Origin of the sequence: Kitasatospora acidiphila (assembly GCF_006636205.1) — a bacterium.
GTDB classification, from domain to species: Bacteria; Actinomycetota; Actinomycetes; order Streptomycetales; family Streptomycetaceae; genus Kitasatospora; species Kitasatospora acidiphila.
Map to the genome: position 1 here is coordinate 4,825,152 of NZ_VIGB01000003.1, position 12,683 is coordinate 4,837,834.

At 70.4% G+C, this 12,683-nt stretch carries 13 protein-coding genes and 1 pseudogene; 8 read left to right on the plus strand and 6 right to left on the minus strand.

Features of this window, described 5'->3' with window-relative positions; genetic code table 11:
• Positions 1-156 precede the first annotated feature (156 nt).
• The 3 genes from E6W39_RS41885 (at position 157) to E6W39_RS22820 (ending at position 1,630) form a co-directional block, all read left to right on the plus strand.
• Entirely contained in the window at positions 157-570 is a 414-nt protein-coding gene (locus tag E6W39_RS41885) for a TetR/AcrR family transcriptional regulator (protein ID WP_228718299.1), read from the plus strand.
• On the plus strand, positions 528-953 hold the full coding sequence (locus E6W39_RS41890; protein ID WP_228718300.1) for a TetR/AcrR family transcriptional regulator C-terminal domain-containing protein: 426 nt from the start codon (positions 528-530) through the stop codon (positions 951-953). The genes E6W39_RS41885 and E6W39_RS41890 overlap by 43 nt, the downstream gene beginning before the upstream one ends.
• A 209-nt stretch (positions 954-1,162) precedes the next feature.
• Positions 1,163-1,630, plus strand: coding sequence for an SRPBCC family protein (locus tag E6W39_RS22820; RefSeq protein WP_141635109.1), 468 nt, complete (start codon positions 1,163-1,165; stop codon positions 1,628-1,630).
• 94 nt (positions 1,631-1,724) lie between these two features.
• Here E6W39_RS22820 and E6W39_RS22825 read toward each other — a convergent pair whose 3' ends face one another.
• The 3 genes from E6W39_RS22825 to E6W39_RS44240 form a co-directional block, all read right to left on the minus strand.
• Positions 1,725-2,582, minus strand: a complete 858-nt coding sequence (locus tag E6W39_RS22825; RefSeq protein WP_141635110.1) for an isocitrate lyase/PEP mutase family protein — start codon at positions 2,580-2,582, stop codon at positions 1,725-1,727.
• Positions 2,583-2,776: 194 nt separating this feature from the next.
• Entirely contained in the window at positions 2,777-3,502 is a 726-nt protein-coding gene (locus tag E6W39_RS22830) for a class I SAM-dependent methyltransferase (RefSeq protein WP_407658628.1), read from the minus strand.
• Entirely contained in the window at positions 3,414-3,629 is a 216-nt protein-coding gene (locus E6W39_RS44240; RefSeq protein ID WP_407658439.1) for a pentapeptide repeat-containing protein, read from the minus strand. The genes E6W39_RS22830 and E6W39_RS44240 overlap by 89 nt, the downstream gene beginning before the upstream one ends.
• 154 nt (positions 3,630-3,783) lie before the next feature.
• Here E6W39_RS44240 and E6W39_RS22835 point away from each other — a divergent pair, with 154 nt between their 5' ends.
• Together E6W39_RS22835 and E6W39_RS22840 are read left to right on the plus strand one after the other, a co-directional pair.
• Positions 3,784-5,031, plus strand: coding sequence for an FAD-dependent monooxygenase (locus E6W39_RS22835; protein WP_141635112.1), 1,248 nt, complete (start codon positions 3,784-3,786; stop codon positions 5,029-5,031).
• Between the two features lie 251 nt (positions 5,032-5,282).
• On the plus strand, positions 5,283-6,050 hold the full coding sequence (locus E6W39_RS22840) for a DMT family transporter (protein WP_220140254.1): 768 nt from the start codon (positions 5,283-5,285) through the stop codon (positions 6,048-6,050).
• A 140-nt stretch (positions 6,051-6,190) separates the two neighbouring features.
• Here the strand turns inward: E6W39_RS22840 and E6W39_RS22845 are convergent, their stop codons facing one another.
• Positions 6,191-8,137, minus strand: a complete 1,947-nt coding sequence (locus tag E6W39_RS22845; protein ID WP_181799396.1) for an ABC transporter permease — start codon at positions 8,135-8,137, stop codon at positions 6,191-6,193.
• Positions 8,138-8,281: 144 nt separating this feature from the next.
• Here E6W39_RS22845 and E6W39_RS22850 point away from each other — a divergent pair.
• Both E6W39_RS22850 and E6W39_RS22855 read left to right on the plus strand, forming a co-directional pair.
• Positions 8,282-8,488, plus strand: a pseudogene (locus E6W39_RS22850) (sensor histidine kinase); the annotation flags it as partial.
• On the plus strand, positions 8,452-9,096 hold the full coding sequence (locus E6W39_RS22855) for a response regulator (RefSeq protein ID WP_141635114.1): 645 nt from the start codon (positions 8,452-8,454) through the stop codon (positions 9,094-9,096). The pseudogene E6W39_RS22850 and the gene E6W39_RS22855, both read left to right, overlap by 37 nt.
• Positions 9,097-9,194: 98 nt before the next feature.
• On the opposite strand, the gene E6W39_RS22860 is transcribed toward E6W39_RS22855, so the two are convergent.
• Complete coding sequence (locus E6W39_RS22860; RefSeq protein WP_141635115.1) at positions 9,195-10,127, minus strand: NADP-dependent oxidoreductase; 933 nt, start codon at positions 10,125-10,127, stop codon at positions 9,195-9,197.
• 219 nt (positions 10,128-10,346) lie between these two features.
• Here E6W39_RS22860 and E6W39_RS22865 point away from each other — a divergent pair, with 219 nt between their 5' ends.
• A complete protein-coding gene (locus E6W39_RS22865; RefSeq protein ID WP_141635116.1) occupies positions 10,347-11,303 on the plus strand; it encodes a GlxA family transcriptional regulator in 957 nt (318 codons plus the stop codon).
• A 168-nt stretch (positions 11,304-11,471) separates the two neighbouring features.
• Here the strand turns inward: E6W39_RS22865 and E6W39_RS22870 are convergent, their stop codons facing one another.
• Positions 11,472-12,566 (minus strand): EamA family transporter, encoded by a 1,095-nt coding sequence (locus E6W39_RS22870; protein WP_228718301.1) that lies wholly within the window; start codon positions 12,564-12,566, stop codon positions 11,472-11,474.
• Positions 12,567-12,683: the final 117 nt, after the last annotated feature.

Consider the following 12,683-nt stretch of genomic DNA (forward strand, 5'->3'; position numbering starts at 1 on the left):
TGTACGTTGTCTACTGGCGATACGCTGTACACGGCGCGAGCGCCTAGGGGGCGCCCAGGGAGCGCTGAGGCGCTGAGAGCGGAAGGCGAGGAAGGCGCGGAAGCCGCTGAGGCGCTGAGGGAACTGAAGGTATTGAGTGGATCGAGGAGGTCGGTTGTGAGTCCGCGCAATCCGCGTAACGAAGCCCGTCCCGGAGGTGCCGATGAGCGGCCGGTCTCGCTCTGGGAGCGAGTCGCGCGCCCCGCGCCGACCGCCCGGGTGGCGCTGACCCCGGAACGGATCGCCGTCACGGCCGTGGCCGTCGCCGACGCGGAGGGACTGGACGCGATCACCATGCGCCGACTCGCCGCCGAACTGGGCGTCGCGCCGATGGCCGCCTACCGGTATGTCTCCGGCAAGGGCGAGCTGCTGGACCTGATGGTCGACCTGGTGCACGGCGAGCTGGAGCTGCCGGAGGTGGAGCTCGGCTGGCGCGAGGCGTTGCGGCTGCTCGCGCTGCGCAATCGGGAGCTGCTGCTCGCCCATCCGTGGCTGGTGCGGATCGCCGGGGGCGAGGGGCACTGGCGCTGACCCCGAACCGGCTGGCGATCGCCGAGCGGGGGCTCGCGGTGCTGGACGGGCTCGGGCTGGATGCCGACACCGCGTTGGCGATCACCCGTTCGGTGGCCACCTATGCGCGAGGGATGGCCGGGAACGAGATCCTGCTCCGCGAGCTGATGACGGAGCAGAACTGGGCCAGCGGGGAGGAGCTGCGCAGCGGCCTGGCGCCGCAGATGAGTTACCTGATGAGCACCGGCCGCTACCCGCTCTACAACCGGAGTCTGCTGACCCAGCGGCGGAAGGATGATGCGCTGTGGCAGTTCGAGCTCGGCTTGGAGCTGTTGTTGGATGGGGTCGAGGCTCGGCTGGCGGGTGGCGGCGTTCAGGGTGGCGGTGACGCTGAGGGACGGTGACGGCGCCCGAGACGGTGGTGGCGTGTGGGGTGGTGGTGGCGTGTGGGGTGGTGGTGACGTGTGGGGTGGCGGTGACGCGTGGGGCGGTGGTGATGCGTGGGGCGGCGATGGCGTCCGTTGACATGTGACCATGGGGAGAGGAGGCGGGCCTGGTGGTCACCCGGCGGGCGGCTGGGCTCAGCGACCTGAAGAGTCGACTGGAGAGTCCGATGGAGAAGGTCTTCGAGATCTACATCCGCGCCACGCCCGAGCGCCTCTGGCAGGCGATCATCGACCCCGACATCCGTGCCAAGTACAACTTCGGCGCCCGGGTCAGCTCGGACTTCACTCCCGGTGCCCGCTATGAGATGACCGCCACCGCCCCCGATGGCAGCCCGGTCCCGCTCGGGGAAGGCGAGATCCTGGAGGTCGACCCACCGCGCCGGCTGGCGCAGAGCATGCAGGCGCTGTGGAGCGACGAGGTGAAGCGCGAGGGCATCTCCCGGGTCACCTGGGAGATCCAGCCGGTCGGCGATGATTCCTGCCGCTTGCTGGTCGTCCACGACCACCTGCTGGAGGGTGCGAACGACGAGCTCTACGGTGGCTGGCCGATGATCCTCTCGGGCCTGAAGACCTGGTTGGAGACCGGTGAACTGCTCACTACCCCAGGGTCGTTGCGGTACGGCCGCGGCAACTGAGGCGCCGGCAACCGAGGCGCCGGCAATCGAGGCGGCGGAACTGAGGCGGCGGCACTGAGGTAGCGGCCAGGTGGTGGCGCTCGGCGGGGGTGCGTCAGTCGCCGAGCAGGGCGTTCAGCTCCGGGTAGGGGATCGCGTCGGCCACCGCGTCGTAGCTGCCCTGCGTGTAGAGCTCCTGCGCCGCGCGGCGGACCACCGCGTAGGCGCTCTCGGCCACCGCGGCACCGAGGCTGACCCGGGCCACCCCGATGCTGCCCAGCTCCGCAACCGTCGGCGCACCGGCACCGACCAGCACGTTCAGCGGCACCGACACGCCCTTGAGCAGCTCGCTCAGCTCGGCCAGGTCGGTCACCCCGGGAACGAAGACGCCGCTGGCCCCGGCCGCGACGTAGGCGGCGGCCCGGTCCAGGGTCTCCTGGCGGCGGGCCGCCGCGTCCTCGCCGACGCCCCGTAGGTAGGTGTCGATCCGGGCGTTCAGATAGAGCGGGATGCCGGCGGTATTGGCCGCAGCCCGGGCCGCGGCCAGGCGTTCGGCCTGCTCGTCCACGGGGAGCAGCGGGCTGCCGCCGGTCGTGGACCGGGTGCCGTCCTCCAGGTTGACGCCGACGGCGCCGACGGCCAGCACGGCGGCGACGGTCTCCCCGACCCCCGCCGCGCTGTCGGCGAACCCGTTCTCGATGTCGGCCGTCACCGGCAGGTCGACGGCGGCGACCACCCGGGCGGTCAGTTCCACGGCGAGTGAGCTGCCCAACGTGCCGCCGTCCTGGGCCCCGAGCGCCCAGGCGACGCCGGCGCTGGTGGTGGCGATCGCCGGGGCGCCGGATGCGGCCACGATCCGGGCGGTCGCCGCGTCCCAGGCGTTGGCCAGCGCAAGTGGCCGATCCGCGCGGTGCATGGCGTGGAAGGAGAGCGCCTTGTCGTGCTGCGTCCGAAGGGTTTCGCTGATCGTCATGGCGTCAGTTCAGCAGGCATGCATGGCGGTTGTCGCGTGAATCGGCGCCAGTTGGATGGTGGGCCAACGGATTGGTGAGCAAGTGGGCCAGTTGGTCGGGGGTGCTGCCGCGCGGTTCCTCGCGGGTGAGTTGCTTGCGGGTGAGTGGATCGCGGGTCAGTTGGTAGCGGGCTCGTGGGTGATTTGCTTGCGGGTCAGTTGCCTGCGGGCTTGCGAGCCTCGATCAGGAAGCGGGTGGTGGTGGCGACGAACGGACCGTCCTGGCGGAGCTGCTGGTCCAACTCGCGCAGCCGGTCCCGGTACTGGTCGACGGTGAAGCCCGGGACCATCCAGATCACCTTGCGCAGGAAGTAGATCACCGCGCCGATGTCCAGGAACTCGGTGCGCAGCTTTTCGAACCGCAGGTCGACCATCTCCAGGCCGACCGCCTCGGCCTCCCGTCGGGCCCGCTCGGGGTCCCGGGCCTGCTTGACCTCGGCGGGCAGCGGACCGAGGAAGTACTCGACCAGCTCGAAGACGCTGGCCGGGCCCACCTGTTGGGAGAAGTAGCTGCCACCGGGGCGCAGTACCCGGGCGATCTCCGCCCACCAGGTCGTCACCGGATGCCGGCTGCTCACCAGGTCGAAGGCGTTGTCACCGAAGGGCAGCGGCGGCTCGTCCGCGTCCACCACCACTGCGACGCCGAGGGGGTGGAGCAGCGCGGTCGCCTTGGCCACGTTCGGTGGCCAGCTCTCGGTGGCCACCGTGAGCGGGGCCAGCTTCGGCAGGCCGGCCAGCACTTCGCCGCCGCCCGTCTGCAGGTCCAGCGCCGAATTGACCTGCGCCATCCGCTCACCCAGGAGCCGCTGATAGCCCCAGGACGGACGCTGCTCGGTGGCGCGCCCGTCCAGCCAGGAGAAGTCCCAGCCCTCGACCGACACCTGCTCGGCCTCGGCGACCAGCTCGTCGAAGGTCCGCTTGTCGAAGGTCCGCTCGTTGGAGATCCGCTCGCTGGAGGCTCGCTCGTCGGAGGCTGACTCGTTTCCACTGCTCATGGCATCGGAGCATGCCAGCCAGAAGGCGTGATCGCCCAGCATTTAGTTCGTGATGCCATACGCAATGCTTCTGACAGCCAGACAGGCCAGCTCTTGGACGTATGACGCACAGGCCCGCAGGCTGGGTGGTGAGAGCCGGACCGAGCAAGCGGAGAGGGTGGAGCCAGATGAAGGTGCTGATCGCGGGAGCGGGGATCGGTGGACTGACCGCGGCGCTGAGCCTGGCGGAGGCGGGGATCGAGGTGACCGTGCTGGAGAGCGTGCGCGAGATCCGCCCGCTCGGCGTCGGAATCAACCTGCAGCCGCACGCGGTGCGGGAGTTGATAGAGCTGGGACTCGGGGAGGCGCTGGCCGCCACCGGCATCGCCACCGCGGAGCACGTCTACACCGACGAGCGCGGCGGCATACTGTTCCGCGAACCGCGCGGTGCGGCTGCCGGGTACCACTGGCCGCAGTACTCGATCCATCGGGGCGAGTTGCAGCTCCTGCTGCTGGAGGCGGTGCGGGAGCGCCTGGGTCAGGCTGCGGTGCGAACCGGCACCAGGGTGGTCGACTTCACCGTCGACTCCGATGCCGTGTGCGTCCAGCTGGTGGACCGAGCCTCCGGTGTGCGCTCCGAGTTGACCGCTGACCTGCTGGTCGGGGCTGACGGGCTGCACTCGGCGGTGCGCGCCCGGCTGCATCCGAGCGAGGGGCCGCTGCTCTGGTCCGGGGTGCGGATGTACCGGGGAACGGCGGAGGCCGCAACGTTTCTGACGGGCCGTTCGGCGGTGATCGCGCAGGGCGCCGGGGGCCTGACTTTCCTTGCCTACCCGATCTCCCAGCGGGTCGCCGAGCGAGGCCGTGCCTTGGTCAACTGGGTCTTCCAGGTGCCGATCGCAGAGCCGGGGCCGCTGGCCGGCGAGGCCGATTGGAACAGTCCCGCGGATCCGGCCGAACTGCTGGACCACTTGGACCAGTTCGACGGCTGGCGGGACCATTGGCTCGACCTGCCCGCGCTGATCGGCGGCGGGGGGCCGATCCTGCGGTTCCCGATGGTCGACCGCGACCCGCTGCCTTCCTGGGGCGCCGACCGGGTCACGCTGCTCGGCGACGCGGCCCATCCGATGTACCCGGTCGGCGCGAACGGCGCTTCGCAGGCGATCGTCGACGCTCGGGTGCTGGCTTATCGCCTGGCAGGCATGGGGGAATCTGCGGTTGGTCAACTGGCCGATGTTCGCGGCGCGTTGACCACGTATGAGCAGGAGCGGGCTGCGGCCACCGCTGCCGTGGTCGAGGCCAACCGGGTCATGCTCAGCGCCGATGGTGCCCTCAGCACGGTGACCGACGACTACCGCCGGGCGACTGGTGCCGAGGTGGAGAGGCTGAACGGGCGGGCTTCGCTGGCGCCGAGGGCTGCGCGCAACGCAGTCTGAGTGGCGCGGGGGCCGGGAAGCGGTGTGAGCGGTGCGGGCCCGGGGAGTGGTCCGAGTGGCGGCGGGGCCGGGGGAACCGTTTGGCAATGGCGGGCGATCGTTGGGTTAAGGTGCGCCGAAGAATATGGAGTTGTCTAGCCAACTATCGACCGATCGGCGCTCGATCACGTAGGGTCCGGCGAGGTGGGGCTCTTCCGTGGAGCCGTCAACGGTGCTGCGCAGCAGCCTGGTTACCGGACTGGAAGCTGACGATGTCGCTTGGCGTGGCGGGATTGGTGCTCTGTGCGGCGGTGCTGCACGCGACCTGGAACGCGCTGCTACGGACGCAGGCCGACCGGCTCTGGCTGGTCACGGTGATGAGCTTCGTCTCGACCGCGATCGGCCTGCCATTCGTGATCGCCATGCCGTTGCCGCCGGCGGCCGCCTGGCCGTATCTGACGGTCTCGGCGGCGGTGCAGGTGGTGTACACCCTCTTTCTGCTGCTCTGCTACCGCGTGGCGGACCTCGGCTCGGTTTATCCCGTAATCCGGGGCAGCGTGCCGCTGCTGGTCAGCCTGGGGGCGGCGCTCTTCGCCGGGGAGCGCCCGGGGTTGCCCTCTCTGCTGGGGATCGGTCTGGTGTCGTTCGGGATCACGGCGATGGTGCTCGGCCGGCAGAGCGGCGGGGCGAAGGCGCTGATGCTGGCGCTGGCCACCGGCGCCATCATCGCCACCTACGCGGTGCTCGACGGGGTGGGTGTGCGGCTGACGGGCAACTCGATCTCCTATGCGGCGTGGATCTTCGTGGTGTACGGCGTGCTGGTGCCGGTGGTCTATGTGGCGGCCCGGGGGCGGTTGGTGGTGCGGGGTAGGGGACCCGAGGTGCGGGTGGCGGCGCTGGCCGGAGCTGGCCAACTGGCCACCTACGCCATGGTGGTGTGGGCGTACCGGCTCAGTCCGCTGGGGCCGGTCTCGGCGCTGCGCGAGACCAGCGTGGTGTTCGCGACGCTGATCGGGTGGCGGTTCCTGGGGAGAAGCTGACCGCCGCGCGACTCGGAGCCTGCGCGGCGATAGCCATGGGTGCCTGCTGTCTGAGCTACTTCGCGACTTGACTGGTGAACCGTTCAGGAATGCGCCTAGTTGATGGGGCGTCGGGCTGGTTGGCCCGGGTGGGTGGTCGGCTACTCGGCCCGCAGGGCTCCCGCAGTGCTGGTGCGGGCGGCCCACCCGGCGGGGAGTAGAGCGCCGACGACGGCGATCACCAGACCGCCCAGAAGGAGCGGCACCAGGACGGCCGGTTGGTAGACCGCGATGTCGGCATGCGGCATCCGGGTGCCGGCGGCGGTGCCCATGGCGGGAACCACGTAGTCGTGCAGCACGATGCCTATCGGTACACCGATCAGTCCTGCGACCAGTCCGATGCCGGAGACCGACCAGAGCACCATGGCAACGGTCTGCCGCGGTGACATGCCCAGGGCCTTGAACACGCCCAGGTCGTGCACGCGTTCGCGAGTGTCGAGCAACACGGTGTTGAGGACACCGAGCCCGGCTACCGCGACGAGCATCAGGGTGAGCATCAGGGCCAGTGCGTCCATGGAGACGACCATGCCGTTCAATCCGGTGTATCCCGGCACCGGTGGGACCCCGTAGGGAGTCAGGGCCTCGCCCAGGGAGCCCAGGTACGCCTGCTGGTTCGTCCCTGGGGTCAGGTCGATGTCAATCTCGATGCTCTCGGGCATGACTTTGGCGTTCAGGCCGTTGAGCGAGGCCTCATCGGTCAGGATGACCATGCCTGACTCCTGCACGCTGAAGGCTTCGCCGACGATCCGCACCTGGGCACGATGGTTGTCGTTGGCCAGGGTTATGGTGTCGCCGACATGGGTGCCGGTCGTGGTCAGGAAGCCCGACGGGACCACTACTTCACCGGGGCCGCGGAACCAACGGCCGGACACCATCTGGTAGGCGCCCCAGGAGTAGTCGCCCTGGTAGGCGAGCACGCTGGTCTCGCCGGCTCGGCCGACGACGCTCACGCTGGTATGGCCGAAGCTGAAGAACCGTCGGGTGCCGGGTTGGGCGGTGATCAACGCCTCGATCGCGGGCATGTTGGCAATGTCCGGCTTGTGCGTCATACCGGGCATGGTGATGGCGGGCGGTGGGACAGGGTCGACCTGCACGGCACCGGGCGACTTCCGGTTCATCCCGTCCTGGACGGCATTGAGGGAGATGGTCAGCCCTGCGCCGAAGGTGACCCCGATCGCGCCCAGAACCACCGCGGCAACCATGGCCGCGGAGCGGCCGGGCCTGGCGAACGGACCGGCCAGACCCAGGATCGCAGTCCGGTGCAGCGGCAGTCGGCCGAGCACCTGGCGGGCCGTCCGACCACGCCCGTTGCTCGGGGTGCGGCCCACGGTGAGCGCTTGCGTGGTGCGCAGGCGGCCGGCACGCAGGGCGGGCAGTAGGGCGGCACCAGCCACGGCGGCCAGTGCGACGAGCGCAACGACCACGTCCAGCCAGGGCGCGATCGAGGTGCTGCCGGCCACCTGCGCCTCGTCGGCACGGTTGAGGATCGGGATGGCTGCCAGGTTGCCGAGGATCAGGCCCAGTAGGGTGCCGACCACCGATGGGGCCAGGGCCAACCCCACGTACGCCCGCACGACCTGTCCCGGAGTGAAGCCCACCGCCTTGAGGATGCCGATCCGTCGGCTTGCTGAGCTGACCGCCCCGCTGACCACCACGCCGATGATCAGAACCGACATGCAGAGGCCGAGGACACCGAAGCTGACCAGGAAGGGCACGAAGGTCGCCGAGGTCTTGTCCGCCGCCAGCTTGATCGTCAGGTAGGAGTCCGCGCTGGTGAGCGAGCCTGCGGGCACGGAAGCGGTGAGCTCGTCCCGGTCGGCGGCCACCTGCTGATCGGTCGCGGCGCTGGTGAAGCGGTACAGCATCTGCTGGTCGGGCACGGTGCCGGGTTTGGCCAGGGCCGTCAGTTGGGCGGGCGAGACCCAGGCGTCCGCACTGTCGCCGGCCGATCGGGCCATCCCGACCACGGTCAGCACCGGAGCGCCCGGTGCGTCCGAGAAGGTCAGCTGGTCACCGAGGCCCGCGATCGCCATGTGCTCGTTCAGCACTACCTGACCGGGGGCGCTCGCCCAGGTGCCGGAGGTGATGGTCAGGTCGTCGACCGGCCCCCGGGATCGGCGCGGCCCACAAACACCGCGGGCGGAGTCTGGGCGCCCACCGGCATCTGGGACTTGTTGGCCCCGAAGCGTGGCCATACTGACGGGATGCTGCGCGTCGCCGTGACCGACGACGGCCGAGGCGGGGCGGATCCGGCGCTGGGCACCGGGCTGCGCGGTGTCGAACGGCGGCTGGCAGCCTTTGACGGCGTGCTCGCCATCAGCAGTCCGTCAGGTGGCCCGACCATTGCGACACTGGAGATCCCATGCGGGTTGTCATCGCCGAAGACCTCTTCCTCCTGAGGGACGGTCTGACCAGGCTGCTCCAGGCGCACGGCATGGAGGTCGTGGCCGCGGTGGAGACCGAAGCGGAGCTGCTGGCCGCGGTAGCCGCCAACTCGCCGGACGTCGTGCTGGTGGATGTGCGGCTACCGCCCACGTTCACCGACGAGGGACTGCGGGCTGCATTGGAGGCCCGGCGGGTGGTGCCCGGGCTACCGGTCCTGGTCCTCTCCCAGTACGTCGAGCAACTGTACGCCCGTGAACTCCTGGCTGACACGGACGGCGGCATCGGCTATCTGCTGAAGGACCGGGTGATGGACAGCGTCCAGTTCGTCGACGCGGTGCGGCGGGTAGCGGATGGCGGCACGGCGATGGACCCCGAGGTGATCTCCCGGCTGCTGACCCACAACGCCGGCAACAGCGCGATCGCCGCGCTCAGTCCGCGAGAGCGCGAGGTGCTCGGGCTGATGGCGGAGGGGCGCTCCAATGCGGCGATCGCCCAGCGCCTGGTGATCACCGAGCGGGCGGTGGCCAAGCACACGGCGTCCATCTTCCTCAGGCTCGCCCTGCCGCCCTCCGACGACGACAACCGCAGAGTGCTCGCGGTGCTGGCCTACCTCAACGGGTGAGGCCGGCAAGGGACACCGGCGCACCGGGGTGCACCTTGCCGGGGTGCCCACCCGCACCGGGGTGCCCCTGCACTCGCCGCACCCCGCGCCTGCCCCCGTCACCGCACCGTCAGCACCACCTTGCCCGTCACCCGGCCGGTGTCGCCGAGGGCGTGCCCCTTGGCGGCGTCGGTCAGCGGGAAGACCGCCTCGACAACCGGGCGCAGCCGGCCCGATTCGATCAGGTCCCGGATCCCGAGCATGCCCGCCTGGTCGGCCTCGACCAGGAGCGGGGTCACCCGCACACCCAGCCCGGCGGCCTGCTCCGTCAGGTCGGCGACCCAGGAGCTCAGGGCGATGGAGACCAACTGCCCGCCGCGCTTGAGGACTCGGAGTGAGCGCTCGGCGACCTCGCCGCCCACCGTGTCGAGGACCACGTCCACCGGCTCGATCCGGGTGAAGTCCTCGGTGCGGTAGTCGATGAGCTCGTCGGCGCCGAGTTCGCGCAGCAGGTCGTGCTTCGGCGCACTCGCCGTGCCGATGACCACGGCCCCGCGAGCCTTGGCGATCTGTACGGCCAGGTGCCCCACGCCACCCGCTGCGGCGTGCACCAGGACCCGCTGGCCCGGCTGCACGTCGGCGGTGTCCACCAGGGCCTGCCAAGCGGTGAGGGCAGCCAGCGGAACGGCGCCCGCCTGCACATGGTCGATCCCGGTCGGCTTGCGCACCAGGGCCCTGGCGGGCGCCACCACGAACTCGGCGAACGAGCCGTGGCCGTGCGGGTAGGGCAGCATGCCGAAGACCTCATCGCCGACCTGGTGGATGGTCACTCCGAGGCCGACCGCCTCGACCGTGCCGGAGACATCCCAACCGAGTACCAGGGGAAGCTGGTTGACCATGCCGGGAAAGCGGCGGTGCTTCCAGTCGGTGGGGTTCATCCCGGTGGCGTGCACCCGTACCAGCACCTCGGAGGGGCCGGGCTGCGGACGCTCCAGTTGGACCAGCCGCAGCACCTCGGGGCCGCCGTAACCGTCCTGCGAGATGGCGTTCATGGGCGGTGCGTCGGCATCGACCTCGGCGCCCGGGAAGACCAGAGAAGCGAGCGCGGGCGTGGAGACGGATGCGGCGCCGGCCGGAGCGGCGTCCGCAGAAGTGGCAGGCGCAGCAGGTGTAACAGACGTAGCAGGGGTGGTTGTCATGCGAGCCAGCATGCTGTGGGGCTGACCTGCGCAAACAGTGGCCCGGAGGTCATCATGTGCAAGAATCGGGCCATGCGTCGAGTGGTGGTCCTGGCCCTTGAGGAAGTCATCCCGTTCGAGTTGAGCCTTGCCTCCCGGTTCCTCGGGGCTGCTGTCGACGCTGACGGCCGCCCGCTGTACTCCGTGATCACCTGTTCGCTCGACGGTCGTCCGGTCCGCACCTCGGCCGACTATGCGATCAGCGTCGAACACGATGCGAGTGCGCTGGCCGAGGCGGACATCGTGGTGATCCCGGCGGCTCGGACCTTCACCGAGTTCATCGACCGCAGCACGCTGCCGCCCGGTGTGTCCGAAGCACTGGCCGGGCTGCGTTCCGACACCCGGATCGTGGGCATCTGCATCGCCACCTTCGTGCTCGCCGCCGCCGGTCTGCTGGACGGCAAGACCGCGACCACGCACTGGTACCACGCCGCCCGCTTCCAGCGCGCCTACCCTCAAGTGGACGTGGCGCCCGATGTGCTCTTCGTGGACACCGGCCGGGTGCTGACGTCCGCCGGCGCCGCAGCCGGCATCGACCTGCTGCTCCACCTGGTCCGCCAGGACCATGGCAGCGCGGTGGCCAATCACGTGGCCCGCCGTTGCGTGGTCCAGCCGCAGCGCGAGGGCGGCCAGGCCCAGTACGTGGAGCGTCCGATCCCCGAGCACGCCGACGCCGGTACCGCCGCCACCCGCGCCTGGGCGTTGGAGCGGCTCCACGATCCGCTCCAACTGGTCGACCTCGCCCGTCATGCCGGAATGAGTCGACGGACCTTCACGCGCCGCTTCCGGGCCGAGGTCGGCCTCAGTCCGGCCCAGTGGCTCATCCAGCAGCGCCTCGACCTGGCGCGCCATCTGCTGGAGAGCAGCGATCTGACGATCGGTCGGATCGCCGAGCGGACCGGCTTCGGAAGCGATGTCACACTGCGCCAGCATCTGCGGGCGGCCATCGGCGTCTCGCCGGGGGCCTACCGGCGCACCTTCCGAGGATGATCGACGGCCCGCTGCACCGCTCCCCGGTGGCCGAGGATGACCGACGGCCCGGCCGGTCCGCTCGATGGCGGTCGGCCGGGCCGAAGCCGGACGGTGGTGCACCCGGGCCCACCGGCCAGGGGAGTTGTCAGTGGGCCCGGGGCGCTTCGGGGTGGGGCGGTCAGCTGATCAGGCCTCAGTCGCCAGCTGTGGCAACTTGGTGCTCTCGGCCGGCTCGGTAGCGGCCGGAGCGGCGAGCGTTGCCGATGCGGCCGGCGTCGTCGAGCCGGTCAGTGTTGCCGATGCGGTCAGCGTCGCCGGGCTGTCCGGAGTTGCTGCGGCCTGCTCGGCGTCGTCGCCCGTACCGGGCTCGACCGCCGCGGTGGCCGGCTTGGCCGCCTTGCCCTGGCCGGCGACCATCGCGCCGAGGGCGAGCACCAGGCCGAGCACCTGCCAGCCGGTCAGGGTCTGGTTCAGCACCAGGATCCCGCCCACGGTCGCCACCAGCGGGTTGATCAGGCCGAGGAACGAGGCCGGTCCGGCGCCCAGCTTCTGGATGCCGCGGAACCAGAGGAAGTAGGCCAGGGCGGTGCCGATCAGGACGAGGTAGGCGAAGCCGATCACGTTGCGCCCGGTCAGCGCCGGCGGCATGCCCTCGGTGAAGGCGGCCAGCGGCGCCAGGAAGATGCCGCCGACGGTCAGCTGCCACGCCGTCATGTCGACCAGGGTGATCCCCTCGGGACGTCCCCAGCGCCGGGTGAGCACGGTGCCCACCGACATCAGCACGGTCGCGGCGACCATGGCGACGATGCCCGTGGTGTCGAGCTTCGCCCCTGCCTTGAGGACCAGCAATGCGACGCCCGCGGCGCCGATCACACCGGCCATGATCGGCCGTAGTCCGGGCCGCACGCCGAGCAGGCCTATCGAGAACCCGGTCACCAGCAGCGGCTGCAGTGCCCCGATGGTCGCCGCCACGCCACCGGGCAGGTGGTAGGCGCCGATGAAGATCAGGGGGGAGAAGAACCCGATGTTGAGCATCCCCAGCACGATCGCCCGCCACCACCAGATGCCCTTGGGCAGCTTGCGGCCCAGCGCCAGCAGCAGCAGACCGGCCGGCAGCACCCGGATCGCGGCCGCCAGCATCGGGCGGCCCTCGGGCAGCATCTGGGTGGTCACCAGATAGGTGGTTCCCCAGGACGCCGGCGCCACCGCCGCCGCGGCGGCAATCCCGGCCCGACCGACCCAGCCGCCACCCCGCCCGGCCGATCCGTTCAGTCCGTTCACGCGCTCCCCACCCATGATCCCGCCGCCTCTCAGCGTTGACTATCTGAACGTTGAGATATTTCTACGCCGCAGGGCGCGTCTCGTCAAGTCTCTGAACGTTGAGATAATGAAGGCCGG